22 protein-coding genes are annotated in these 24,149 nt (G+C 65.8%); 7 read left to right on the top strand and 15 right to left on the bottom strand.

Annotated features, from left to right (window positions below; all coding sequences use genetic code 11):
- Nucleotides 1–102: 102 nt before the first annotated feature.
- From QRN11_RS21995 to QRN11_RS21985, 3 genes are read right to left on the bottom strand one after another with little or no spacing between them, the layout of a single operon-like run.
- Nucleotides 103–1,167 (bottom strand): asparaginase, encoded by a 1,065-nt coding sequence (locus QRN11_RS21995; RefSeq protein WP_285314494.1) that lies wholly within the window; start codon nt 1,165–1,167, stop codon nt 103–105.
- Between the two features lie 24 nt (nt 1,168–1,191).
- Nucleotides 1,192–1,899 (bottom strand): FadR/GntR family transcriptional regulator, encoded by a 708-nt coding sequence (locus tag QRN11_RS21990; RefSeq protein WP_142064214.1) that lies wholly within the window; start codon nt 1,897–1,899, stop codon nt 1,192–1,194.
- Nucleotides 1,900–1,941: 42 nt separating this feature from the next.
- Entirely contained in the window at nt 1,942–2,577 is a 636-nt protein-coding gene (locus tag QRN11_RS21985; RefSeq protein WP_285314493.1) for a DedA family protein, read from the bottom strand.
- 83 nt (nt 2,578–2,660) lie between these two features.
- On the opposite strand from QRN11_RS21985, the gene QRN11_RS21980 reads away from it, so the two are divergent.
- Both QRN11_RS21980 and QRN11_RS21975 read left to right on the top strand, forming a co-directional pair.
- Nucleotides 2,661–3,182 carry a type II toxin-antitoxin system Y4mF family antitoxin gene (locus QRN11_RS21980; RefSeq protein WP_350224019.1) on the top strand — a complete coding sequence of 174 codons (522 nt, stop codon included), beginning with the start codon at nt 2,661–2,663 and terminating at the stop codon, nt 3,180–3,182.
- A complete protein-coding gene (locus QRN11_RS21975) occupies nt 3,179–4,441 on the top strand; it encodes a type II toxin-antitoxin system HipA family toxin (RefSeq protein ID WP_285314492.1) in 1,263 nt (420 codons plus the stop codon). Before QRN11_RS21980 ends, QRN11_RS21975 begins: the two co-directional genes overlap by 4 nt.
- 6 nt (nt 4,442–4,447) lie before the next feature.
- On the opposite strand, the gene QRN11_RS21970 is transcribed toward QRN11_RS21975, so the two are convergent.
- From QRN11_RS21970 to QRN11_RS21960, 3 genes are all read right to left on the bottom strand, one after another.
- The gene (locus QRN11_RS21970) at nt 4,448–5,380 is read right to left on the bottom strand and encodes a prenyltransferase/squalene oxidase repeat-containing protein (protein ID WP_285314491.1); all 933 of its coding nucleotides are present in this window, start codon (nt 5,378–5,380) and stop codon (nt 4,448–4,450) included.
- A 13-nt stretch (nt 5,381–5,393) separates the two neighbouring features.
- The gene (locus QRN11_RS21965) at nt 5,394–6,011 is read right to left on the bottom strand and encodes a uracil-DNA glycosylase family protein (RefSeq protein WP_050057302.1); all 618 of its coding nucleotides are present in this window, start codon (nt 6,009–6,011) and stop codon (nt 5,394–5,396) included.
- A 115-nt stretch (nt 6,012–6,126) separates the two neighbouring features.
- Nucleotides 6,127–7,548, bottom strand: coding sequence for an HNH endonuclease (locus QRN11_RS21960; protein ID WP_285314490.1), 1,422 nt, complete (start codon nt 7,546–7,548; stop codon nt 6,127–6,129).
- 231 nt (nt 7,549–7,779) lie between these two features.
- Here QRN11_RS21960 and QRN11_RS21955 point away from each other — a divergent pair, with 231 nt between their 5' ends.
- A complete protein-coding gene (locus tag QRN11_RS21955; RefSeq protein ID WP_142064226.1) occupies nt 7,780–8,292 on the top strand; it encodes a hypothetical protein in 513 nt (170 codons plus the stop codon).
- Nucleotides 8,293–8,331: 39 nt separating this feature from the next.
- Here QRN11_RS21955 and QRN11_RS21950 read toward each other — a convergent pair whose 3' ends face one another.
- The 6 genes from QRN11_RS21950 to QRN11_RS21925 all read right to left on the bottom strand — a co-directional run bounded on the left by QRN11_RS21950 (nt 8,332) and on the right by QRN11_RS21925 (nt 14,132).
- The gene (locus tag QRN11_RS21950; RefSeq protein WP_142064229.1) at nt 8,332–9,816 is read right to left on the bottom strand and encodes an amidohydrolase; all 1,485 of its coding nucleotides are present in this window, start codon (nt 9,814–9,816) and stop codon (nt 8,332–8,334) included.
- Complete coding sequence (locus QRN11_RS21945; protein WP_142064232.1) at nt 9,813–10,196, bottom strand: RNA-binding S4 domain-containing protein; 384 nt, start codon at nt 10,194–10,196, stop codon at nt 9,813–9,815. The genes QRN11_RS21950 and QRN11_RS21945 overlap by 4 nt, the downstream gene beginning before the upstream one ends.
- A 71-nt stretch (nt 10,197–10,267) precedes the next feature.
- Nucleotides 10,268–11,407, bottom strand: a complete 1,140-nt coding sequence (locus tag QRN11_RS21940) for a sulfite oxidase (protein ID WP_142064235.1) — start codon at nt 11,405–11,407, stop codon at nt 10,268–10,270.
- A gap of 155 nt (nt 11,408–11,562) precedes the next feature.
- The gene (locus QRN11_RS21935; protein WP_142064238.1) at nt 11,563–12,423 is read right to left on the bottom strand and encodes an SDR family oxidoreductase; all 861 of its coding nucleotides are present in this window, start codon (nt 12,421–12,423) and stop codon (nt 11,563–11,565) included.
- Nucleotides 12,424–12,431: 8 nt separating this feature from the next.
- Nucleotides 12,432–13,436 (bottom strand): aldo/keto reductase family protein, encoded by a 1,005-nt coding sequence (locus tag QRN11_RS21930; protein ID WP_142064241.1) that lies wholly within the window; start codon nt 13,434–13,436, stop codon nt 12,432–12,434.
- 27 nt (nt 13,437–13,463) lie between these two features.
- Nucleotides 13,464–14,132 (bottom strand): hypothetical protein, encoded by a 669-nt coding sequence (locus QRN11_RS21925; protein WP_142064244.1) that lies wholly within the window; start codon nt 14,130–14,132, stop codon nt 13,464–13,466.
- Nucleotides 14,133–14,390: 258 nt separating this feature from the next.
- Here QRN11_RS21925 and QRN11_RS21920 point away from each other — a divergent pair, with 258 nt between their 5' ends.
- Nucleotides 14,391–14,759: a YchJ family protein gene (locus QRN11_RS21920; RefSeq protein WP_285314496.1), complete on the top strand. Its 369-nt coding sequence runs from the start codon at nt 14,391–14,393 to the stop codon at nt 14,757–14,759.
- On the opposite strand, the gene QRN11_RS21915 is transcribed toward QRN11_RS21920, so the two are convergent.
- The 3 genes from QRN11_RS21915 to QRN11_RS21905 all read right to left on the bottom strand — a co-directional run bounded on the left by QRN11_RS21915 (nt 14,760) and on the right by QRN11_RS21905 (nt 18,060).
- Nucleotides 14,760–15,596 (bottom strand): YrzE family protein, encoded by an 837-nt coding sequence (locus QRN11_RS21915; RefSeq protein WP_091424152.1) that lies wholly within the window; start codon nt 15,594–15,596, stop codon nt 14,760–14,762.
- Between the two features lie 63 nt (nt 15,597–15,659).
- Nucleotides 15,660–17,696 (bottom strand): acyl-CoA dehydrogenase family protein, encoded by a 2,037-nt coding sequence (locus QRN11_RS21910; RefSeq protein ID WP_285314489.1) that lies wholly within the window; start codon nt 17,694–17,696, stop codon nt 15,660–15,662.
- Between the two features lie 61 nt (nt 17,697–17,757).
- The gene (locus QRN11_RS21905) at nt 17,758–18,060 is read right to left on the bottom strand and encodes a hypothetical protein (RefSeq protein ID WP_091424156.1); all 303 of its coding nucleotides are present in this window, start codon (nt 18,058–18,060) and stop codon (nt 17,758–17,760) included.
- A 241-nt stretch (nt 18,061–18,301) separates the two neighbouring features.
- Here QRN11_RS21905 and QRN11_RS21900 point away from each other — a divergent pair, with 241 nt between their 5' ends.
- From QRN11_RS21900 to QRN11_RS21890, 3 genes are read left to right on the top strand one after another with little or no spacing between them, the layout of a single operon-like run.
- Nucleotides 18,302–19,750 (top strand): DUF3375 family protein, encoded by a 1,449-nt coding sequence (locus QRN11_RS21900; RefSeq protein WP_285314488.1) that lies wholly within the window; start codon nt 18,302–18,304, stop codon nt 19,748–19,750.
- 2 nt (nt 19,751–19,752) lie between these two features.
- Nucleotides 19,753–20,625, top strand: a complete 873-nt coding sequence (locus QRN11_RS21895; protein ID WP_285314487.1) for a DUF4194 domain-containing protein — start codon at nt 19,753–19,755, stop codon at nt 20,623–20,625.
- Nucleotides 20,622–24,101: an ATP-binding protein gene (locus QRN11_RS21890; protein WP_285314486.1), complete on the top strand. Its 3,480-nt coding sequence runs from the start codon at nt 20,622–20,624 to the stop codon at nt 24,099–24,101. Before QRN11_RS21895 ends, QRN11_RS21890 begins: the two co-directional genes overlap by 4 nt.
- Nucleotides 24,102–24,149: the final 48 nt, after the last annotated feature.

Below are 24,149 nucleotides of genomic sequence, written 5' to 3'. Positions count from 1 at the left end.
GTACGCCCCGGCCGGAACATCCCGGTCCCCCAGCAAATCATGCTCAGACCGGACACCGGTTGCTGCGGTGTTTACGGCGGTTTCGATGGTAGTCATGTGTCCTTACAGGGCTTCGTTGACGGGTACGGACGGTTGGTTCAGGAAGTCGGTTGCCTGCAGCAGGCCCACTTGACGGCCACCCCCGACAACCGGGGAGGTTGCGATCGCCGAGAGCGGTTCGACGTCCACGCCGATGGCCTCAAGGAGTTTCACGGTAGCTGGCATGCGGGCACGGTCGCCGCCGTCGGAAATCTTCACCGCAACGGCGCTGCCATCTGCCACGCCCACCAGCTGCACGCCTTCGAAGCCGTCCTTGGCCACAGAGCCCGGAAGCAGGCGCATCAGTCCGGTGACGTCGCGACCTTCCCCGCCCACCATTTCAGGGTGGCGCTGCATGGCGAGTCCGACGGCGGCTTCCGCACTTTGGAAAGCCGGCCCGCCGTCGTCGTCTCCGGCCAGGGCGTCCGCGGCAGCGTGGGCGATGCGGCCGAAGGCGCGGGCCATACCGCGCAGCGTCAGGGCAAAGAGCGGCGTGCCGCAGCCGTCGGTGCTGAGCGCGAAGGGCTCCTCACCGGTGAGCTCCAGGACCGTCCCGGCAACCAGCTGCTGCAACGGGTGGGAGGGGTCCAGGTAGCCCCGGACCGGCCAGCCGTTGATCAGGCAGGTCGCGGCCATGGCTGCGTGCTTGCCGGAGCAGTTCTGGGTGAGCTGGGTGGCCCCGCCGCCGTTCCGCAACCATTCTTCACGCTCGGTCACGCCGTACGGCAGGTCCACGCTGTTCTCAAAGTCATTGACGCTCAGGCCATGCAGCTCGAGGATGCGCAGCGCCCCATCGCGGTGCTCTGCCGCGCCGGAATGGCTGGCCGCGGCCAGGGCCAGGAGGTCCGCCGGCAGGTCGAGCCCGGCGCCTACCATGGCGACGGCCTGAAGTGGCTTGAGCGAGGACCGGGGATAAAACGGGGTGAGGGGATCGCCCGCGGAAGCCACCGTTGAACCGTCTGCCGCAACAGCGATCGCCGATCCATAGTGCACGCTTTCCACGAGGCCGTCACGGACGGCTGCAACCAGGGGCTCGTGCGTGGGAAGCAAAACGGCAGTGTGGGCAGCGGAAAACACGGGGGAGGGCATGGGGTCCTTGGAGGCTTGTTGTGGTTAGTTGCTGAGAATGGAGTCGAGGGCGAGGCCCACGGCCTGAAGGTGGCGGGCCATGGCGGCACGCGCTTTTTCGGCGGAACCGGCCTCGATGGCGGCCAGGATCTCCTGGTGTTCCACATCCGAGGCGTGCTGCCGGTCGGCCACCATGTTCAGTGTCTCGGACTGGTGGGCCAGGGCGTCGCGGATGTCAGCCACGACGCTGGCGAATACCTTGTTGCCGCTGGCGCGGGCAATGGCGGCGTGGAAGCTCGAGTCCAGGGCAACCCAGGACTCCGGATCGGTTTCCGTGGCCATTGCGGCAACGATGTCCCGAAGGGTTTCGAGCTCGTCGTCGTTGCGGCGCTCTGCGGCCAGCCCGGCTGCGGGAACCTCAATATGCGGACGCGCCTCGGTCAGGTCCCGGGCCGAATACTGGCCCAGAGTGAGATCATTGGCCACCTTGTTGGCGACCACGAAGGTTCCCCTGCCCGTTTTGGTCACAGTGAGACCCAGCGCGGTGCAGGAGCGCAGCGCCTCCCGGATCACCGAACGGCTAACGCCGTACTGCTGGGAAAGCGTGGCTTCCGAACTGAGCTTGCTGCCCACTGTCAGCCGTCCGGACTCGATGTCCTGGCGGATAGCGTTGAACACTGCTTCGGCAGCACTAAGCCGTGCGAGCGGAAGGGATGCAGGCTGTCCTGCTGTCCGGCTGTCTGACAGGTTCACGCCTTAAATATGGCACTGGTCACAGTTGCTGTCAAGCCTTCCCTATTCCTGCCGCCGGCCGGCCGCACGCCGCCGCTCCCGCCGCCGTCGCGAGCGGACGTGCCAGGCGATGAGGGCTGCTACCGCCACTATGGCAACGACGACGGCGAGGTCCCGGCCGGCTGCCTTGGCGACGGCCTCGTAGGAATTGCCCGCGAGGAAACCCAGAAGGACGAAGCCGATGCCCCAGATAATCCCGCCCGCTGCGTTGTAAGCGAGGAACCGGCCGTAGGGCATTCGCGACGTGCCGGCCAGGGCGGGCATAACGGCCCGGAAGAAGGCGGTGAATCGGCCCAGGAAAACTGCGGAACCGCCCCTGCGGCGGAGGAAGTCCTGGGCGTTCTCGAGCCTCCCGGAATGGCGGCGCAGCGCCTTTGCCCTCATGATGCGCGTGCCCAGATGCTTGCCCACCTCATAGCCGACGCTGTCGCCAACGATGGCGGCGCCGATCACGAGGACCATCATGATGCCCAGCTGGACCTCGCCCCGGCTCGCTACCACTCCGCCCAGGACGGCCGCCGTCTCGCCTGGAATGACGAATCCGATGAAGAATGCGTCCTCGGCAAATACCAGGCAGAAGACCGCAATGTACGCCACCAGGGGGCTGATGTTCAGGAGGCCATCAATAAATCCTGTCATGGCAGCAGATCAGCCGTCAGGAGCCGGGGCAGTACCGCGGCTGCAGCCTCTGCTGGGGATGCTGGCTGTGGGGAACGATTGGGATGGGACGTCAAGGTTCAACTGGTCTTTCGCCGGTCAGCTACCTACGAGTATGCCCACTTGCTCCTGAAAAGTCGCTGGTAGTTCGGACTTCCCGTTATTCAGCTGCAGAGGGCCGGAACGGTGCCGATATGGCCTGCAACTCCATGCATACCTGCCCGGCACGATCGTGCCGATACGGTCCCTGTTGTTCGCGCCTGCGCGGCGGTAGAGTGTGGGAAAAGTTCCAACCGGAACGTTCGTGCCTAGAAAGGTTTGCCATCAAACCGTCCTTTTCCGATCACCTTGCGGCCGAAGTCCGGGCGCGCCGGGCCGTCCTACGGCTGACGCAGCACGATCTCGCCCAGCTGGCCGGAGTGTCTGAGCGGTTCGTCCGGTTCGTGGAACAGGGCAAACCGAGTGTTCAGCTCGACTCCCTCCTGGCATTGCTGGACACGCTCGGCCTGGAGCTCCAGCTGGTCACCCGCACCCACGCCGCCGCCAGGGGTGGAGCCGCGGCAGGCCCAAGAGCGGACAGGCCGTGAGGCACCGCATCGCGGACATCTATAAAGCGGGAGTCCTCGCCGCACGGCTCGAACGGCACGACGGCGGAACCAAGTTCAGTTATCTGCCCGCCTACCTGCAAAGCGGTGGGCCCGCCGTCGCCACCTCATTGCCGCTGACCAGCGAACCCGTCCTCTCGGGCGCTGGAGCAGCCCCACCGTATTTCACCGGCCTGCTGCCGGAGGGCCGCCGCCTCAACGCGCTGCGGCGTTCCATCAAGACCAGTGCGGACGATGACCTGTCCCTGCTGATCGCTGCCGGCGGCAATCCAGTAGGAGATGTCCAGATTGTTGGGCATGGGGAATCCTTGAATCGGGACGAACATGCGGTCCAGCTGGATCCGCAGCGCGTTTTGGACTTCGACCAGCTGCTGGGCGATCCGGACCTCATTGACCCCGTGGCCCTGGCGGGGGTGCAGGACAAACTCTCCGCCGGAATGATTTCGGTTCCTGTGGCGAGTACGGGACGCCAATACATCCTCAAACTCAACGCACCCGAGTTCCCGCATGTGGTGGAGAACGAGTTCGTGATGTTCCGCTACGCCGCGAAGCTTCGGATCCCGCTCAGCCCCGTCCAGCTGATCCGTGATGTTGCCGGCCGACCCGGACTGCTGGTGGAGCGCTTTGACCGCGTCCCCGGACCTTCGATACCTCCGGATAACGGGCCCGGCGAAGTGCAGCGCCTCGCGGTGGAGGACGGGGCCCAGGTGCTGAAGCTTTACCCGGCGGATAAGTACAACGTGGGGTACGGCCAGGTTTGCCATGCCCTCGCGGACCACTGCTCGGCGCCGCTTCCCGCGCTCCGGAACCTGGCAATCCAAGGGGCCTACGCCTGGCTGACCGGCAACGGAGACCTGCACGCAAAGAACGTATCAATGGTCCAACAGCCACACGGCGAGTGGACCATCGCGCCCGTGTACGACATTCCCTCCACCGTGGTTTACGGCGATAAAACCCTTGCCCTGACCCTTGGTGGAAAGCGGACCGGGATCTCACGCCGCCAGTTCCTGGGCTGGGCCTCGGCGCTGGGACTGACCGACCGTGCGGCCGCCCAGGTAGTCGAGATCGCCCTGAAGGCGTCGGGCCCCCTGATCGTCGACCTGGAATCAGGGACGGCTTTCCGTGCCTTGAAGGGAGCAGGGACAAAAGCTGACGACGACGGCGGCTCGCCCTTTCCTGACCTGGTCACCAGGGCGTGGGTCAAGGAGTTGAAGCACCGCCGCAGGCTGATGGAAGGCTGAGCGGTCTCAGCCGGATTCGTACCACCGAAGCACGCGCAAGGCCCGGAGGGTGTTCCACCGGCTTGGTTGTCCATCTCCGTCTTCCAGCTCGAAGTGGACCTTGCCGGGGTGGGTGTTTTCCAGCAGCCAGCGGCCGTCCGGCTGCGCCTTGGACCTCACGGCTTCGATGGCCTCGTCAATCCGTCTGTCCGGGGTGCCGCCGGCGGCCCGGAAGTAGTCCAGCCCGCGGAGGACGTCGTAGAACCAGCGGGTGGGGTAGGAAAACTGCAGCCAGTCACTGCTGATAAGTTCACGGCTGGATCTGCGCCGCAGCAACGCACGCTCCAGCAGGTATTCTTCCCCACCACGCCGGGCCTTGCGGTATTCAGGTGTTCCCCCAGTGGCCCGCTCATATTCAAGAAGCCCCTCAAGGACGCAGATGGTGGTGTGGAAGGATGAGCCGGTGGACCCTCGTTCGGCTTCGCAGTTCCAGCCGCCGTCGGGCAGTTGTTCGCGGGTTAGCCGCTCCGCCACCTTGTCCACGTTCTGTCCGAAGTAGGCGCCCAATGCCAACGTCATGCCGTTGATGCACGGTTCGACTTCGCCGTCGAAGAAGAGTTGGTTGCCTTCCTCCCAGCGGCTGTTGTCACGGACCAGTTCGATGGCATGCCGGGCGCCCCGGCTCTCGGGATCCAGGCCAAAGTCCCTTAGGAGTAACAGGCTGTACGTGGTCGCCGTCCATGGTTGGCCGTCGGGATCGTCATCGGCGGCGGGCCAGTACGTGCCGCCGGCCCATTGACCGTCCGTGCCCTGAAGGGCCAAAAGCCTGGCTGCCCAGCCGTCGTCGGCCATGCGCTCCCGCTCTGCCTGAACGTCCTCAGCCGAAGCATCCGTCAGGTCGCGCAGAACCTGCCAGCGGATGGCGGGATCGCCGTCGAGCAGCCAATCGAGCACATCCATTGGCGCTGTCCGTTCAGAGGTGCTGGATCCCTGCCCGCTGCATGGCGTCCTTGTAGATCTCCACGTTCTTGGCCAGCAGCTCTTCCTGTTTGGCTTCGGAGACAGCAAAGGCCCGGCCCCCGAGGGCCGTGGCCTTGTAAACCTTGATGCCGCTGTTCTTCAGCGATGAGTGGTAGGTCTTTTCGAACAGAGTGAGGAAGGTGGCGGCGTCCGTGCCATGGGCGATGATGGCCGATACCCGCGAGTTGATCTTGAGGAACTGGCGGAAGGGTCGCAGGCCGTCTGTCTTTTCCTGCACGCTCAATGCCGATGGCATCCCCGGGTCACGGACCCACGGGTAGGCGTTCCAAGGCATAACGTAGCGGGAATCGAGCTCAGCAAGCTCGTAGATCTGGGTGGCGCGGCGGGCGGCTTCGTCATCGTTGTAGTGCGAGACGAAGCCGGACTCGGTGCCCTTTCCCGGGCTTACCTGCAGGCTGACTATCCGGCATTCATCCTCGTCGTGAACCGGGTCGATGTAGGGGACGGTTGAGCCCGGCTTCTTTTCCATCAGTTCGTCGCAAAGCTGGGTTACCTTCGCGATGTTCGGTTCCTGTAGCAGGGCTTTCTTTTCGTCCCAATCAATCGTCACGATTTCTCCCTCAGCAGCAAGGCGTCCAGAAACAGGCGTCTTAGGCCACTCTACGCTTCCGGGCTTGAGGGTGGGCAGGGGAAGTTCTGTCTCCCTTCTGCTGGATACCATGCGCTCACACCCAGGACCGCATCTTATGGGCACGTTTGAGGGCCTTCATCCGGCGCCTCAATCTCCGACGACGGCGGGAGGACTCCTTGGCAGGTACGGCCACAACTCCTGGGAAGGCTGTCCCCGGCAGCGGTGGTGCAGTGGAGCGGTAGGTGTGGCCCGTGGGTGTCCTTGTTTCGACTGAGTGCCTCTGTCCTGGCCGGGTGATTGTCTTTGCGGCCCAGCCTGGTGTTTCTTTGGTGTGGTTGCAGGTTTCGCAGAGGCCTTGGCCGTTCGTGCTGGTGGTTGGCCCGTCATGGTGCCAGGGGATGATGTGGTCCAGGTGCCGGATGGGCGCGTCGCAGTAAGGGGTGCGGCAGGTGTCATCCCTTACCTGGACGAATCGGCGGAGCCCTGACGGGAAGAGCCGTGCCCTGGAGTCCATACGGACGAGTTCGCCGCTGGTGGGGGCGGTGTAGAGCCGGCGAAGCCAGACGTTCAACTCTCTGCCTTCGGGGGTGCCGACCGAAGGCAGCCTGCCTGAGCGGCCAATACCAACGTCTCCGGTGCCCCTGTTAACACCGCCATCTGATCCCAGGCCCGCTGCTTGGCCAGTCGCTTCGCTGCCGGTGGGCTCCGCATCTGCCAGAAGCTCACCCCGGATGGCTTTTCTGGCCCATTCGCCGGGGACGATGCCGTAGCCGGTGAGTTGTGCGGGTTCGCTGTCGCCTTGGAAGAGGGTGCGGTCGGTCATGACGAGTTGGAGGTCGATGCCTGTGTAGCCGCCCGGGGTGCCGGTGACGCGTTCGACCAATTCGTCTGCCATGATGTTGCCCTTGGACCGGTCATCGCCGGAGGACTTCAGGGTGTCAGCGTGGCGGGTCAGGGCCGCATACGCGGCCACGCCCTCGGCCACGGGCAGGAGGGCGGTCAGGCGGGTCATCGTGTCCGGAGCCGGACGCAGTGTCACGGTCCGCTCATTCACGGCATGGCTCGCACGCCTGGCGACTGAGTGCGGGTCGCGCCGGTACGCAGCAGACCGGACCGCGGCGATGATGGCCCGGTCCCCACAGCCGGCCAAGGTCCCGGTATCAGCGGCGATCTCTTCATCCACCGCGGCCCGGTCCTCGACCGCCAGGTATGCTGTTTCCTTCACCACCAGGGTGGCCCGCCACTCGTTCAACTGCCCGGACTCAAGCGCGGCAAGGGCGTGGGGCATCTCAACCACCAGGGCTTTCCCCAGACCCAGCAACCGGGCGCCACGGGAAGGTGACTCCCGACGGGCCAACGCGATTTCCGCTGCTACCCCGGCGCCGAGTTCATCTGCCGGGACACCCGCTTCGGCCTGTTCCTGCCGGGCGGCAAGCTCGTAGGCCACGGCGATCCGTGCCTGCTTCGCGGCAGCAGCAGACTTCACGTCCTCCAGCTCCCGCAGCTGGTCAATCATTCTTTGCCTGTCAGCAGCGGGACGGACCAAAGACAACGTATGCAGGACATCCCCAACAACAGGCCCAGGCCGGCTTGCCGCCTCCCGCTGCACCACCGTCGCCATCGCTTCCATAACCAAAGTCTTCCAGCAGGGTGAGACAAAACCCGGCTACTAGCCTTGCTATGTGGATAAACCTGTCCACAGTGGATCAACAGCCAGAGCCCCGACGCCATGCTGTTCAATGTAGGGATGCAGTTCACCAGGAAGGGCCTGAAAGACGACGGGTTCACGGGCTTCAGGCCGTTCAAGGACCTTGACGTGATGAGGCTTCCGCAGGGAACGGGCATCTTCGCCGTCCTGACGCCAGAGGGATTCCAGCCGGATTTCCTGAAGAAGAGCACCGCCGGGGTCTTCAAGAAAAAGGACCCGTCGCTGCCGGAGCCGGAGCTGAAAGCCGCATGGGTGGAGGGCGCCGTCGTCCTTTACGTGGGCAAGGCAGGCCCGGGCAGCAAGGGCAACCGCGGGCTGCGGCGGCAGGTCCAGGAGTTCCTGGACTTCGGGCAGGGCAAACCGCCGGGCCACTGGGACGGCCGCCTGGTCTGGCAGCTGAAGAACGCCGGGCAACTGCTGATGGCCTGGAAGGAACTGCCCGCTGAACGCCTGAACAGGGCCGAGGCGGAGTACCACGCTGCCTTCGTGGATGAGTTCGGGCAACTGCCGTTTGCCAACCTGGTACAGGCGCGGAGCCGGGCCGGAGGCTGACTCCCGAACGAGAGGGACGGCAGCAAAAGGTGCCCTGCCTCAAGACCGGGCCAGGCCGCCGTCGTAGGTAAAACGGCCGGCAACCATCGTCCCGGCCACCGGCATCGCAGCAAACACGGCATCCGAAACAGAGAGTGGATCGTCGTCAAGCAGCACAAAATCGGCGGGATCTCCGACGTGAAAGCCGGCCCGTCCCCGTGTCGAGGCAAGAATTGCCTGCTCCCGTGTGATGGCCTCCCGCGGATGCCATGGTTCCCGCCCATCATCACGTGCCCGCAAGACGGCAGCCGACATTGCAAGCCAGGGCTCAAGCGGCGCTACGGGGGCGTCCGAGCCCAGCAACAGCGAGGCGCCGGCGTCGAGCAGGGAGCGCAGCGGAAATGCGCGGTCGGTGCGTCCCCGCCAATTGGAGTCGGCGGCGTCCCTGTCGTCAAGCGCGTGCAATGGCTGGACACTGGCCACCACCCCAAGCGGGCCGAACCGGGCGAAATCCTCCCCGCGCACAAACTGCGCATGCTCGATCCGACCGCCTACCCCGGCCCGCTCAAACGCATCGAGGGCAACTTGGTTGGCCGCGTCACCGATGGCGTGGACGGCGGGGACAAAACCGGCGTCCCCCGACCGGATCAACAGCGCCGTCAACTCCTCAAAGCCCACGGTCAGCAGGCCATGGCCGCCAAAGGGATAGGGATCCACGCAAAAAGCCGTCCGGGTATTAAGGGCTCCGTCAATGAGGACCTTGAGCGGGCCGACCCTCAGCAGTCCTGTGCCGCCGTCGACATCCATACCCGTCCGCATGCCGCCGGCAACGGCACGTTCAAGGTCGGCCGGATAGACGCCTGCATCAACACGAAGGGAATCAAAGCCGTCGGCGATGCGCCGAAGCCACGGATCCCGGTTCCACGTCATCTCGAAATCCACGACACCCACCACTCCACGTGCGGCGGCTGCCCGCGCGGCCGCTGCAACCCACCCGTCAACCACGGCGTCGGGAAGGCGGCCCAGGTCGCGCGTCAGCGCGAAGGCAGGTTCCTCGCGCAGCAGCCCGGACGCGTCCACGTGCACCCCATAGCGCGCTGCGGCAGCCGAGTTGAGCCACACGCTGTGGAGGTCGTGGCTGACCAACGCCGTGGGCTGGTTCCCGGTGGCGGAATCCAGCAGTTCCAGCGACGGCGCATCCGGCCACAGTGCATCGCGGAAGCCGACGCCGACCATGGTCAGGGCTGCCTCGGCGGTGGACAGGGATGAACGGACGACGGCGGCAGCGGCCTGGGCGGTGCCTGCACAGGAGAGGTCCAACCTGTTGGCATGCAGGGCCCACTGGGTCATGTGGACGTGCTCGTCCCACAACCCCGGGATGAGATAACGGCCGTCCGCGTCAATGAGGTGCTCGCCACCGGCTGCTTTGCCGGCCGCACCAACCCAGCGCACGCTGCCCGACCGGATGCGGACGTCGTAGAGCCCCGCGTCTCCCGGAAACCGGACCGAGGCCAGGATCAGGCCGCCCGCAGCGCCTCCACTCATGCAGGCCCGCGCAGGCGCTCCATCTCGCGCCGGTCCTTCTTGGTGGGCCGGCCGGCGCCGCGGTCGCGCTGCGGCAGGCCCAGGGCAGGGGCAACGGGCCGAGGCGGTGTGTGGTCCGTGAAACAGTGGGAGGCGGCCTCCGCGCCCACGCGTTTGTTGATCAGGCGGCGCACTTCAAGGATCCGCTCGTAACCCGGCATCCGCACGGTGACGGTGTCACCGTTGACCAGCGTCGCGGATGCCTTCGCCGGGCTGCCGTTCAGCCGGACATGCCCGGCCCGGCAGGCAGCAGTCGCCGCTGAGCGGGTCTTGTAGGCGCGAATGGCCCACAGCCACGCATCAATGCGGACGCTGGCGGGGGCGGAAGGAAGGCTGGTCATGGCTGGCACCGAGTATAGCCCCGCCCGCTAAGCTCACGGGACCGGGCGCCCCGCCCGCCCAAGGCGGGCCACTACTCCACCGTCACTTTGACCCGCTGCACCATATTGTTGCCCAGTCCCTGGTAATTCCAGTTCTGTCCCAGCGGCTGGCTGGCACCGCTGGCATCCGTGGCCCGGCAGGCGAGCTCATGTTCGCCCGGATCCGCCACCCACGGCAGCGTCCACTTACGCCAGGCGAAACCACCGGCGGGTTCTTCCAGCTGGGCAGGCAGCCAAGTGCCGTCGATCCCTACCTCAACAGCAGTAACAGCCGCGTGCCCGGACCATGCCCTGCCCTGCAGCATCACGGGTCCGGGAGGCAGCACCCGGTTGCGCGTGAAAAAGTCGGGGATGCCCGGCGGGACCATCAACGAACGGACCCTGATCCGCGAAACGGGGGTGCCGTCGTCGTCTGCTGATTGCTGGTAGCGGTACGCGACCTGCTGCTGGTACCCGGCAAAGGGCGCGGTGACCACCTCGATCGATTCCAGCCACTTCACGCTGGCCATGCCGTACCAGCCGGGGACCACCAGACGGAGCGGGTAGCCGTGCTGGGGCGGCAACTCGCTGCCATTCATTTTGTAGGCGAGGACGACGTCGGCACGCATCGCCTCACGGATCGGCAGGCTCCGCGCGTACCGCTGGGTGACGCCCCCCTGGATCCCGGCATCGGCACCCGTGAATACCACCTCCACTGCGTGCGGAAGGATGCCGGCCTTCCCGAGGAGATAGGCGAGCGGAACGCCGGTCCAGTGCGCCGTGCCCACGCCCTCCAAGATCCAGGGCTGGCTGAGCGGGCGCGGTTTCAGGAGCGAGCGGCCGTTGCCTGCACACTCCAGGGTGACCGGCACCGTAATGGCGGGGTCCTTGCGCAGGGCAGGCATGCTCAGCTCGAGCGCGCGTTCCACCGCGCCGCCCACGCGCAGGTGCCACGACGCGGAATCGACGTCCGGGATGTCAAAGTGGGTGAGCACATAGTGCAGTCCCGGGGGAGTGATATCGCGGCGGAGGGCTTCCAGGGGCATCGAGTGGTTGCGGGCGCCCAACTGGAGTTCCTCCGGTGTGAGAGGTCCGGTGGTTGGTCCTGCTGCAGGGCCGGCAGGGACCTGCGCCTGCTGTTCCGGGCCCGTAGCGGGGCGGGTGGATTGTGGGTTTGGCTGGATCTGGGTCATGGCGCTGCGATTCTGCTGGGCTGCGATTCAGGCGGCTTGGGGCTCCCGTAAGGCAGAGCACCCATTGCCTCAGGTTTACGCCGGCCCCGCCGGGCCGTCAACGAAGTTTCCGCCAAGTGTGGAAAACGCAGCGGACCATGTGCAGCTGAAGAGCGCTACAGAACGGGCTGCTTCAGGAAGTCAGCCACAGTCAGCGGATCCTGTCCTGTCAACCCGTGGATGTCGGGGGAAACTCCGGCCATCTCGCCGGCAGCCATTGCCGTGTAGGTGCTTACCCAGGCGTCCACCTGCCAGGGCGGCGCCCCGTAGGAGGCACGGGATGCGTAGGCTTCCTCCACGGTTTCGTTGTGGAAGGTGATGGTCCGTCCGGTTCCTTCCGTGAGGACCCGGGCTGCCTGGGCCATCGTGACCTCCTCAGGTCCCGTCAGGTTATAGGTCCTGCCCTTGTGGATGGCGGGATCCCGCAACACCGCTACGGCACAGCGGGCAATGTCCTCCCGGGCAACGGCGGAAAACAGGCCGTCCCCTGCTGGCCCGCGAATGACGCCGTCCTCGCCGGCCAGCAGCGGCAAGAAGTCCATATAGAAGTTGTTCCGCAGGAACGTGTAGTCCATCCCGGAACCCTGGATGCGCTGCTCCGTGGCGTTATGGTCCCGGGCCAGCGTGAAGGTGGCGTCCGGGGCTGCGCCGTAGAACGAGGTGTACACCACATGCTGCACGCCTGCTTCGGCGGCGGCATCCACAAAGGCGTAGTGCTGCTTCACCCGGTCCTCGGTTTCTGCGGCGGACACCATAAACAGGACCTTCACACCTTCCAGGGCCTGCCGCGCAGCGGCGGAATCCCCATAGCTGCACACCACGGGCGGTGCGTTCTCCAGCTCCGGCGCGCGGCCGGCGTCGCGGACCAGCAGTCGCTGGGCGGAACCGGCCGCGGCAAGCTGCCGTGCCACCATTCCGCCCAGGCCGCCGGTGGAACCAGTGACAGCAAGGTCCGGCAGGTCCAGGGCGTCAGTCACCAGGAGTCCTAGGCTTCGCGTGCCGCAGGCGACTTGGTCTGCGCGGGATCGCGCTCGGCCAGGGACCCGATGGCGTCGTCGATCTTCTTCAGGACGTCAGGTTCCAACCTCACCCCTGCTGCCTCAACACTGTCGGCGATCTGCTCGGGCCGGGACGCGCCGATGATGGCGGAGGCCACATTGGGGTTCTGCAGCACCCAGGCTACGGCGAGCTGCGGCATGGACAGCCCGGCTTCGTCGGCGATGGGCTTCAGCTCCTGCACGCCGGCCAGGACGTCGTCACGCATCCAGCGCTGGATCATCTTGGCTCCGCCCTTGTCATCGGTGGCGCGGCTGCCCTCAGGGGCCGGCTGTCCCGGCAGGTACTTGCCGCTGAGGACGCCCTGGGCCATGGGGGACCAGACGATCTGCGAGATCCCCAGCTCCTCCGACGCCGGCACCACCTCGGCTTCGATGACGCGCCACAGCATGGAGTACTGCGGCTGGTTGGAGATGAGCTGGAAGCCGAGTTCCTTGGACAGCGCGTGGCCTGCGCGCAGCTGCTCCGCGGTCCACTCGCTGACGCCGATGTACAGCGCCTTGCCCTGCCGGACGATGTCAGCGAATGCCTGCATGGTCTCTTCGAGCGGGGTTTCAAAGTCGTAGCGGTGGGCCTGGTAGAGGTCCACGTAATCCGTCTGGAGCCTGCGCAGCGAGCCGTTGATGGACTCCATGATGTGCTTGCGGGACAGCCCCAGATCGTTTTTGCCCTTGGGGCCGGTGGGGCCGTAGACCTTGGTGAAGATCTCCAGGGATTCGCGGCGCTCGCCCTTCAGCGCCTCGCCAAGGACGGTTTCGGCAGCGGTGTTGGCGTAGACGTCTGCCGTGTCGAAGGTGCTGATGCCTGCGTCGAGGGCGGCGCGCACGCATTGGGTGGCGACGTCGTTCTCCACCTGGGAGCCGTGCGTGAGCCAGTTGCCGAAGGTGATTTCCGAGACTTTGAAACCGCTGTTTCCGAGGTATCTGAATTCCATGGGTTTCACGCTAACGCAGATGGTTGCTCAGGGTAAGGGCTGGTTGCCGTTCCCGGTTCTGTCCTTGATGACCTGGGCCGGGCCGGACAGGGATACCAATGATCCCGTATCCAGCGGCGCCAACGGGTGGGGAGCCTGAGGTTTCTTGAACGAGCGGGGGACGGAAGCATGCCGGTGGTCATCGAGTTTGGACTCGACGAGCGGGGCGACCTCCACCACCTTCTCGGCAGGAACATGGGGGTCCGGCAGGTCCCGTACGGAAAGTTTGATTTCCGGTGCAGCTGCCCGCGCCCGCGCAATGGCCCGGGCGTCCGCCTCAGCAACGGCGGAGGCCCAGTCCTCGGCCAGGACGGGAGGTTCACGGCGTGCGGCCGCCAGGGCCGGGTGGCGTACGACGGCGGTGCGGAGCGCCTTTCGCAGGCGTGCCGGTTTCAGCCGGGCAAGCCACTCGCGGGCGGACCGGCTGGGTTTGAAGGCTGCACCTGTGGATGACCCGCCAAAGCGAACCAGGGGCAAGCTTTCCTTGCGGGAGCGCCTGCCGAACACCGCCATCAGGGTGACGGCGGCCAGCCGGCCGATCCCGGCGAGGACGAGGGTGATGACGCCCAGCAGGAAGAGGACCAGGAACATCAGGAAGGCCATTCCCACGGTGCCCAAAAAGGTCAGGTTGAGGATGAGCGTATCCGGATTTTCCACGTCATCTCTCCTCTCTGCCCCCAGTGGTGCACGCACGGGCATCCCTCTGCAGGGACATCGGCTCCTTCTCCACCATACGGATTTTTGCCGCGCCGTGCCGCCGGACCCGGGGTCCGGTGCGTGGTTGTTTCAAAGCTGTTATCCGATATGACAAGGGCCCGGGGCCTATAGTCGGACGGGGGAACCTGGGCTGCGCGGCGCGGCCTGGAGCGGGAGGCAGGAGCACTGGTGGCGGAAGACGCAGATAGCAGGAACTGCATGTGCCTGTCCGGTGAGCAGTACGGCATGTGCTGTGGCAGGTTCCACTCGGGAACGGCAGAAGCAGCCACCGCTGAGCAGCTGATGCGGTCCCGCTACACCGCATTTGTGCTCCTCGATGAAAGGTATCTGCTGCATACCTGGCACCCGGCGGAAGCGCCGAAAAAACTGGACCTGGACCCCGGGATGCAGTGGCGGCGCCTGGACATTGTGGCCACCCACCGCGGCGGCCCGCTGGATGTCGAGGGCACGGTGGAGTTCAAGGCCTACTTCCGGCACGACAGTGACCGCGGCGTCCTGCACGAGGTGAGCCGGTTCGTGCAGGAAAACGGCCGCTGGTTCTACCTGGACGGCACGATCCTGGCCTGACTACTCGTCGTCGTAATCCTCTGCCGGGGTGAAGCCCGCTTTGTCCACCCTGCGGTGGAACCGCATGCCCGCCAGTCCGCCCAGCACCGCCCCCAGCAGGGCTACCAGGGCCACCACCACGGCAGCGACAATGCTCATGGTGTTGAGCTGGCCTTCGTTGATGGGGATCCGCGGGAAGCTGTTGAGGTTGGCCAGCACGTTGAACTGCTGTCCGAGCACCAGCCCCAGGATGGATACCAGGACCGCAACGATCAGGGCCCAGATCCACACCATCAGGCCCTGCTTGGCGCCGTTGAACCGCGCCATGCGTCCGGCCACGTACCCGCCGCAGTAGTAGGAGAGGAACAGGATGACCAGCAGCACAATGATGCCCACCAGGCCAACGGTGCCGCTGTTCGAGGCGGCCTGGTTGACCGCTTCATTGACGTCCGTGTTGGTGGCAAGGCCCACGGCTGTTCCGGCTGCTGCCACCAGGGCTGTCAGGAGCACTGCCATGCCAGTGGCGGTCAGCCAGCCAAAAAACGCCGAGCCCGCCTTGATGCCGCCGAACTGCTCCTTTTCGCGGGCCACGGCCGTCTGCCGGTCGGTCAGGTTGGGATCAACGGCAGGAGCCGGTGCCGCAGGGACATAATCCCGCTCGGCGTAGGCAGAACGGTCATGGCGGGCCGCCGGCACCTGTTCGTAGGTGGAGGTGGTTCCCGCGTCGTTGGCGGGCACTTGGTCGAAGGTGCGCGTGGAATCGTCGCCGGCCGAAGCGGCGCGATAGCTTCCGTTTCGGTCGGCGTCCTCACGTCCCCGCCTCGGAGACAGGTTCTCTGGGTCTGTTGAGCTGCTCATGGCTCCACTCAACCATCGGCCCGCAGGGATAGCAAGGATGCTTACTATTTCGTGACCCGCAGGTCAGCGGTAGTTGCGGTGCAGATTTTCCCGCCGGGACGGGCCGGGGGAGGCATCGGCAATCCATGGGCCCGTGCCTTCGGACTGGTCCAGCACTCCTGCCTCGAGCCAGGTGTAATCTCCGGCGAGGACCTTTCGGGTAAGCCGGTGGTCGCCGTCATCAGTATTCCGCCAGAGCTGGTCAAAGTACTCCTCCACGCGCACCCGGGCCTGCTCGCAGTATGCCTCCGCAAGCTCGTACGCGCTCGCCGCCTTTTCAGGGGCGGTGTGGAGCAGCATCTCTGCACGTGAGCAGCATGCTGTTATTGCGAACAGTTCAGCGCCGATGTCCACCACGCGGCCAAGGAATGCCTGCTTGCGTTCCAGCTTTGCCTGCCAGCGGCCCATCCCGTAAAACGTCTGCCGGGCCAGCCTGCGGGAGGAGCGCTCCACGAAGCGCAGGTGTTTGGCCAGGCGCCCGAACTCGCTGTACGAGCGCGGGTCCATTCCCGCCCCGGCCACCAGCTTGGGCAACCAGCGGGCGTAGAACCCGGAAGCTCCGACGGCGGCCTTCGCTTTATCGGACAGGCTCGCGTCCAGGGATGCCAGGTCTCCCGCGGCGGCCAGGTGCGCATCCACCGCTTCCCGGGCGATAAGGAGCCGCATGATTTCGGAGGATCCCTCAAAAATCCTGTTGATGCGAAGGTCCCTCAGCTGCTGCTCGGCCGGCACGGCACGCTCCCCGCGCGCGGCCAGTGATTCGGCCGTCTCGAAGCCGCGCCCGCCGCGGATCTGCACCAGTTCGTCGGCAATTTGGCAGCTGATCTCCGTGGCCCATAGCTTGGCCAGCGCCGCTTCAATGCGTACGTCTTTCTGGCCGGCGTCGGCAAGCTCCGCGGAGAGCTCGAAGACGGCGTCGAGGGCGAAGGCGGATGCGGCGATAAAAGCGATCTTTTTGCCCACGGCCTCATGTTCACCCACCGGCCGGCCCCACTGGGTGCGCGCGTTGGACCATTCCCGCGCGATTTTCAGGCTCCACCGGCCGGATGCAACGCAGAGGGCAGGGATGGAAAGCCTGCCCGTGTTCAGGGTGGTGAGTGCGATCTTCAGGCCCTGGCCTTCCCGGCCCAGGCGGTTTGCGGCCGGGACACGTACCTGGTGGAAGCGGGTGACGCCGTTTTCGATGCCGCGCAGTCCCATAAATGCGTTCCGGTTTTCGACAGTGATGCCCGGCGAATCCATGTCAACCACAAACGCGCTGATGCCGCCTTTATGCCTGGTGCCGTCCGCGTCCGTGTGGGCCGGCACTACGGCCATCACCACCACCAACTCGGCAATCACACCGTTGGTGGTCCACAGCTTCACGCCTTCCAGAAGGTACGCCTCGCCGTCGTCCGTTGGGGTTGCCGTGCTGCCCATCCGGGCGGGATCGCTGCCCACGTCAGGTTCGGTCAGCAGGAATGCGGTCACGGCGCCGCCGGCACAGCGCGGCAGGAACTCCCGCTTCTGCGCCGCGGTGCCGAAGACTTTGACCGGTTCCGGCACCCCGATGGACTGATGTGCGGAAAGGAGGGCGCCGAGGCTTGGATGGACGCTGCCCAGCAGCGCCAGCGCCCTGCCGTAGTACACCAGGGACAGGCCCAGGCCGCCGTACTCCGCCGGGATCTTCATTCCAAAAACCCCGAGTTCCGCAAGATCCTTGAGGTATTCGTCCGGAATCCGGGCGTCCCGCTCGATGACCCGCCCGTCCATGGTGCGCGCGTACTCGGTCAACCGGGCCATAAACGCCTCGCCCCGTTCCACATCCCCAGGATCCGGTGTGGGCCAGGGGTGGACCAGGGTGAGATCGAAGCTGCCAAGGTAGAGGCCCTTGGCGAAGCTCGGACGTTCCCAACCGGTTTCCCGGGCGGCTTCGGCAACGGCGCGCGCCTCATCCGCCGTGACACCCGCACCGATCTTGCCGGCGGGAACCGGGGTGTCGTCGGCGGGAGCGTCTGTTGCTGTTGTGGATCCTGCGGTGGCAGAACGGGTTTGTGAGGGGCTGTCAGTGGCGGAGCTCATGGGTTATCTCCTTGGCCGGATGGCTTTCGTAGCCACGGGATCCGCCGGGTTGGAGAACCCTTTAGCTGTCCCTCAAGATTACCCGCGGGTAGGTTCCGGTGCTAGGGGCGGTTTGCCCCTGAAAGTCCCCGCCGGTATCCAGTGCGGCCGCGTGGTGCACCAGCCGGTCCCAGCCTGTGTTGATGCCATGGACTAAGGCCAACAGTGTCCTGGAAACCACTGTCCAGCTGAGCTTCCCGGCGCCCAGCAGCACCAGCGCTGCCAGTCCTGCCGCCAGGACGAAAGCGGCCAGGACAAGACCGAAGACGAGCGTTCCAATGAATACCAATGTTGCGGTTTCCACCGAGCTTAGATCGAACTGCATTAATCCCCCTGCTGCGACGTTGCTTGGCCTGAAGCCAGTAGCACGAGCGTAGGGGGGAAGGGCCTGCCGGACCAGAGCCGCGGCGGCCCGGGAGGGTCTTGATATGGGATCGAAATACTACGGCGAAGTAGGTCACGAGGGGGTTTCGAGCGCCTGGGTTAACCTTGTAGTTGGCACTTTTCCCTCCGTGCCCCTGCCCCAGCCCCTATTTCCCGCCCTATATACAGTCCAAGGAGAGTGTGTGCCCCGCTCCGCCAGGTCATCCGCTGACGCCATCAGCGCCCGGCTCCGGGACCTCGAACTCCTCACCAAAGGACCTGCCTGGGCCCTGACGCGCTCGGCACCCTGGGTCATCGCGGTGCTGCAGGCTTCCTTTACGCGCACCCGGCCGCAGCTGCCGCTCGAGGAATTCCATGCCGACGTCGACTCCTTCCTTGAGGAGCTCCGCCGGCAGGAGCCCGGGCTGGGCGGGGGAGCCAACGGGAAGGCCTTCGGGGACGAGTGGACGCGGCGGCAGTTCCTGACGCGGCGGAACCAGTCGGGCCAGATCGTTTATGAGGTCACCGAGCCGGCGGCCCGCGTGCTCGCGTTCCTGGACAGCCTGTCCAGTGAGCGGTCCACGCTCAACGGTTCCCGGCTGGGAACCCTGCTCGGGGACGTGGAGAAGCTTGCCAACGAGACCAACCCGGACCAGAGCGCGCGCCTCGAGGCCCTGGAAGAGGAAATCGAGGAACGCCAGCAGCTGATCCAGGACATCAGTACCGGTGAGTTCGACGGCCTCCTCGATGACGACGAGGCAGTGGAGGCCGCCGGAAACATCCTGGACCTCGCGGCCAGCCTGCCGGCTGACTACAAGAAGATGCGTGACCGGATCGAGGAACTGGTGGGCGGGCTGCGCAACCAGATCATCGAGGAGTCATTGACCAAGGGCGCCACCATGGCCCAGGTCCTGGAAGCCGACAAGCGGCTCCGCCAAAGCCCGGAGGGGCGCACCTTCCGTTCCTTCACGGCTTTCCTGGAGGACCCGCAGCAGCAGGTGCGCTTCCGGTCCGCCATCGGGGAGGTCCTCAGCCGGCAGTTCGCGGACGACCTTTCGCCGGAAGACCGGGAAACCCTGAAGAACCTGGTGGCCGAACTCCGGCAGCAGCACAGCCAGATCCAGCGGATTTACGGCAAGCTCAGCGAAAGCCTCAACACGTACATCCAGAGCGATGACTTCCGCCAGTCAGTCCGGCTCCGCCAGGTCCTGCGGGAAGCGGAGCAGGCCATCCGTTCCCTTCCTTATGAAAGGGAACGTCCCGCAATGGTGCGCGGGCCTGTCCTCTTTAACGCAGGATTCGAGTCGCTGTCCATGGTGAAGCTCTTTGATCCGGACGAGTTCGCGGCCCCGCCCAAACTGGCAGATCCCATCGCCTTCAGCGATTCGGACCGCGTGCGCTCGCCGAGGACCGGCAAGGCCAAGCCGGAGGTGGTGCGGTCCGCGATGGCCGGCGCGTCCACCCTGTCCGAGGCATGGCAGCAACTGCCGCCGGAGGAGCAGCACATCAACACCATCCGCGCGCTCCTCTCGCACGCCCTGCACGACGGCGCCGCCTTCAACACCCAAGCGGTGGACGCCCTGGACTTCGAACAGATTGACGGCACCACGCGCAGGGCCTACCTGCCGCTGGTCACCCTCCCGAAGGATTGACGATGACTGAAGAGATGACGACGACGGCCGCCCCGGTAGTTGAGTCCGTCGAGACCCCCGAAACCGATGTCCCGGTGGGTGAGCCCATCGAAACCCGGCACGATCCCTTCTCCGTAACCCCCCGCGACACCTTCGTGGACGGTGCCGCCCTCTTCCCCGGCGACACGGGTGTGCTCTCCATGAAGGTGCGGCAGGCGCTGGTGAAACTCCTGAAGGGCCCCTATGTGGACGGCGGCCGCGACGAGAAGCTGTGGACGGTCCTGCTGGATCACCAAGTGATCCTGCGCAGCCGCCTGTCCGAACTGTTCCTCACCCTGCAGCTGGACCACGAACGGAAGATTGCCGTGTTGCGCCCGGTGGACCCGGACGCCATCGGGGGCAGTGCCCGTTCCAGCATCCTCCGGCAGCAGCGCGCGCTCAGCCGGGTGGAGACCATCGTGCTGCTACGAATGCGACTGCTTCTGGACCGGCACGTCACAGCCCAGACTGACCCCACCGTCACCCGCGAGGAAATCGCCGACCTCGTCACGCACTACCAGCCAGCAGGCCAACAGGACGCGCTCCGCGATTCCGACGTCGTGAACAGGGCCATCACCAAGCTCCTGGCCCGCCAACTCCTCCTCCCCACGGGCCTGGACGACGTCTACACCATCTCCAACGCCCTGCCCCTGGCCCTCCCCTTCGAAAACATCGGCGACATCCCCGCCCAAATCGAAGCGCTGGTAGCGGCGTCGGCTGACCCCGCCGGAACCGAGGCTCTCATCGACCTCGACGGCGCCTCGCAGGAAGAGGACGACGACGACGGTGCTGCCCCCCAAGGTCCAGGCACGAGCGGTGACGCCGCGGACGGAACCATGAAGGAGGCAGCCAAGTGAGCATCGCGAGTATGCTGCCCATCGGGGATGTGGTGAACCCTGGCCAGATGCGCCTTGCATTGGTGCAGGTGGTCAACTGGGGCACGTTCCATGGAGCCCACACAATGCACGTGGACCGGAACGGGACGCTGTTGACGGGCAACTCGGGCGTGGGCAAGTCGACGCTGTTCGATGCGATGCTGCGGGTCTTCGATGCCCGGCCGAGGTCCAACGAGGCGGCTGCCCAGCGGTCTGGCGGTGCGGTGGAGGACAAGCGCACCACGTTTACGTATATGCGCGGCAAGGTGGGCGACAAGGCCGTGGGGGAGGGCTCGGCGAGTGCCTTCCAGCGGCCTGGAGCCACGTGGTCCGCCGTCGCGCTGACCTTTGATAACGCCGCCGGCACCAGGGTGACCATCTCGGCCCTGTTCGACCTGCCGAAGAACGGCACGGAATCGAGCGTGGGCCGGTTCTACCTGATCGACCATGCTCCGCTGGACCTCGAGGCGCTGGAGGGAATCGCGGACAAGCGCTTCACCAAGGCCGCGCTGGAGACGATCTTCCCGGACGCCCAGGTCTTCGACGTTCACAAGGCCTTCGCGGAGCGCTTCCGCCGCCTGCTGGGCATCAACTCGGACCAGGCCCTGCCGCTCCTGCGGGTGATCCAGGCGGGCAAGGGCCTGGGCGGCAGCGTGAACACCTTCTTCCGTGACCAGGTCCTGGACGCTCCGGCAACGCTCGCCGCCGCGGACGACGTGGTGGAGGAGTTCAGCAACCTGATGTCCATCCGCCAGCGGTTGGAGGACGTCCGGCAGCAGCGCGACCAGCTGGCTCCGGTGCCGGGCCTGAACCGCGAGTATGCGCAGTCGCTGCTGGACGCGAACCGGCTGCGCAACCTGGCGGGCGAGGAATTCGAGGCCTACAAACAGAAACTGGCCGTCACGGTCCATCAAAAAACCCTGGCGCGCTTCAAGGAGCTGGCCCAGGCAAAGGCCAAGGAGCTCGGCGCCGAGCGAAGCGTCCGGGACGGCCTGGCCAAGGAACTGCGCCAGCTGGAGACGGACTACAACAACCAGGGCGGCAACGCCATTTCCGCCATCGAGCAGTCACTTGAGAATGCCCGGGTGGGCCTGAAGCTCCGCCAGCAAGTGGAGGAAGCAGCGCGCCAGGCACTAACCGACGCCGGCCTCCAGCTTGAGTGGACCGAGGAAGGCTGGGAGCAGGCGCATGAGCAGGCCGCCGCCAGGTCTGCTGAGCTCAAGGATGACTCTGAGGCCCTGCAGGAGCTTCGCTTTGAAGCCTTCGACGCCCACGCCACCAGGAAGCGGGAGCTGGCAGCGGCTGAGCAGGAGCTTGTGTCGCTGAAGACGCGCAAATCCCTGCTGCCGCCGTCGAGCATTGAAAACCGTGCGGCCATCGCCGCTGCCACCGGCATTCCGGAGGACCGGATGCCGTTCGCCGGGGAACTGATGGACCTCGCCGAGGGGGAAGAGAAGTGGCGTCCCGCCGCGGAGCGGGCCCTCCGGAACCTTGCCACCACACTGCTGGTTCCCGGCGAACATTTCGCTGCTGTGACCCGCTACCTCAACGATCACAGCGTGCGCGGCGCGCTCCGCGCTGTGGACGTTTCCAAGCCACTTGCCGGCGGTGCCCTCGCCTTGGAGGACGTGCACGACGGCGACCTGCTGACCAAGCTGGACATCCTCACCACGGGCGTTGCCGCCGAAGCCGGGGCATGGGTCCGTGAGCGCATCGCGCTGGACTTCGCCTACCCGTGTGTGGAAAACCCGGACGAACTCGCGGGGCTGGATCGGGGCCTGAGCCTGGGCGGCGTTGTGAAGCGAAACCGGCACACCGTGGAGAAGGATGACCGGTTCACGAGCCGGCAGGATTACGTCCTCGGGTTCGATAACGCCGCCAAGCTGGAGCTCGTGGCTGGCCAGGTGGAGGACCTTCGCCAGGAAGTGGCCAAAGCGGCAGAGCTAGCCCAAAGCCGCGAGGATTCGCACCAGGGCATGAGCCGGCAGCTCGATGCGCTGCGCCGGATCGCGGAGGACCACCGCCCCTGGGAACAGGTCTCCGCTGCCGTCGCGGCTGATGAGCTTGCCCGGATCGAGCAGCGGCTGAAAGATGCCCTGGCCGCGCAGGCCGACCTGGAGCCGCTCCGCGCCACCATCGAGGCCGTACGGCAGAAGCACCAGTCCAGCACGGAGGCAGCTGCCGTCCTGCAGAGCGAATACAAGGGACTGGACCGCCAACTCACAGCTGCCGATACCCTGCTGGAAGCCGCGCGTGAGCGGCTGAACCACGCGCCGCCGTCGGACGCCACCGTCACCGCGCTGGAACCGTACTTCGCCGATTTTGGCGACGTCAGCGAGATGCACGAGCTGGACAACCTCGCCAACCGGATCCGGACCGCGCTCCTTGGCGAGCTGCACACCGCGGAGTCCCGCGGCCAGGCCACCGCCGAGCGGCTTACCCGGATTTTCGAGGGCTTTGTGCGGGAGTGGGGCAGCGCGATTTCTGCGGACCACGGAACCACCATCGGTGCCGCCGGCGAGTTCGAGACGCGCTACCACGCCATCGTCAATGACGGGCTGCCCGCCCAGGAGGCCGAATTCCGGCAGTTCTTCAACCAGCGCACGCACGAATCCTTCAGTACCCTGCTGCACCTGCTGGACGAGGAACGCCGGTCCATCACCAGCCGCATCCTTCCGCTGAACGGCATCCTGTCACAGGTCAACTTCCACGAGGGCAGCTTCCTGGAGCTGGACATCAAGCAGACCCTGCCGCCCACTGCGAAGCAGTTCAAGGACGCCATCCAGAACGCCCTCAAGGCCCGCCATACCCGGCCCGCCAGGGCTGAAGGCGCCCGGGCGGACGGCGGCAACGGGGAAAGGGATGACGACGCCGAGCTCACCGCCCGCTACAAGTCCCTCGAGACCCTCGTGAAACGCCTCGGTTCGCAGGCGCCGGAGGACAGGCGCTGGCGGGCCGAGGTGCTGGACGTGCGCGGGCACCTGTTCATCCAGTGCAAGGAACACCGCGCGGTGGCCGGGCCGTCGTCGGGCAAAAAGGGCGGGGCCAAAAAGACCGAGGTCTTTATGCACGCTGACACTGGATCCATGTCCGGCGGCGAGCGTCAGCGCTTCACGGCCTTCATCATGGCTGCCGCACTGAGCTACCAGCTGGGCATCGCCGAGCAGGGCTTCACCACCTACGGCACAGTGATGATGGACGAGGCTTTTGTGCTGGCGTCCGAGGAGTTTGCCGGCGCCGGGATCAAGGCGTTGCACGAGTTCGGGTTCCAGCTGCTGCTGGCTGCCCCGGAGAATGTGATTGACCTGTCCCGGCACCTGGGCTCAGTCACCGAGATCCTCCGGGACCGGCGCACCAACCGCTCCGGAGTCCTGACAGCGCCCGTTATCAGGCCGCGGTCAGGAGAAGAAGGAACCTGGCGCTCAGAAGCTAACCCGGTAGACATCATCTTGCGCTGATCCGCCCTCGCGGAAAAGCAACGCGGGGTCACTTCATGCCCAATAAAC

The sequence above is a fragment of the Pseudarthrobacter sp. fls2-241-R2A-168 genome, assembly GCF_030209335.1.
Classification (GTDB): domain Bacteria; phylum Actinomycetota; class Actinomycetes; order Actinomycetales; family Micrococcaceae; genus Arthrobacter.
This window is presented reverse-complemented; position numbering and strand designations above follow the sequence as displayed.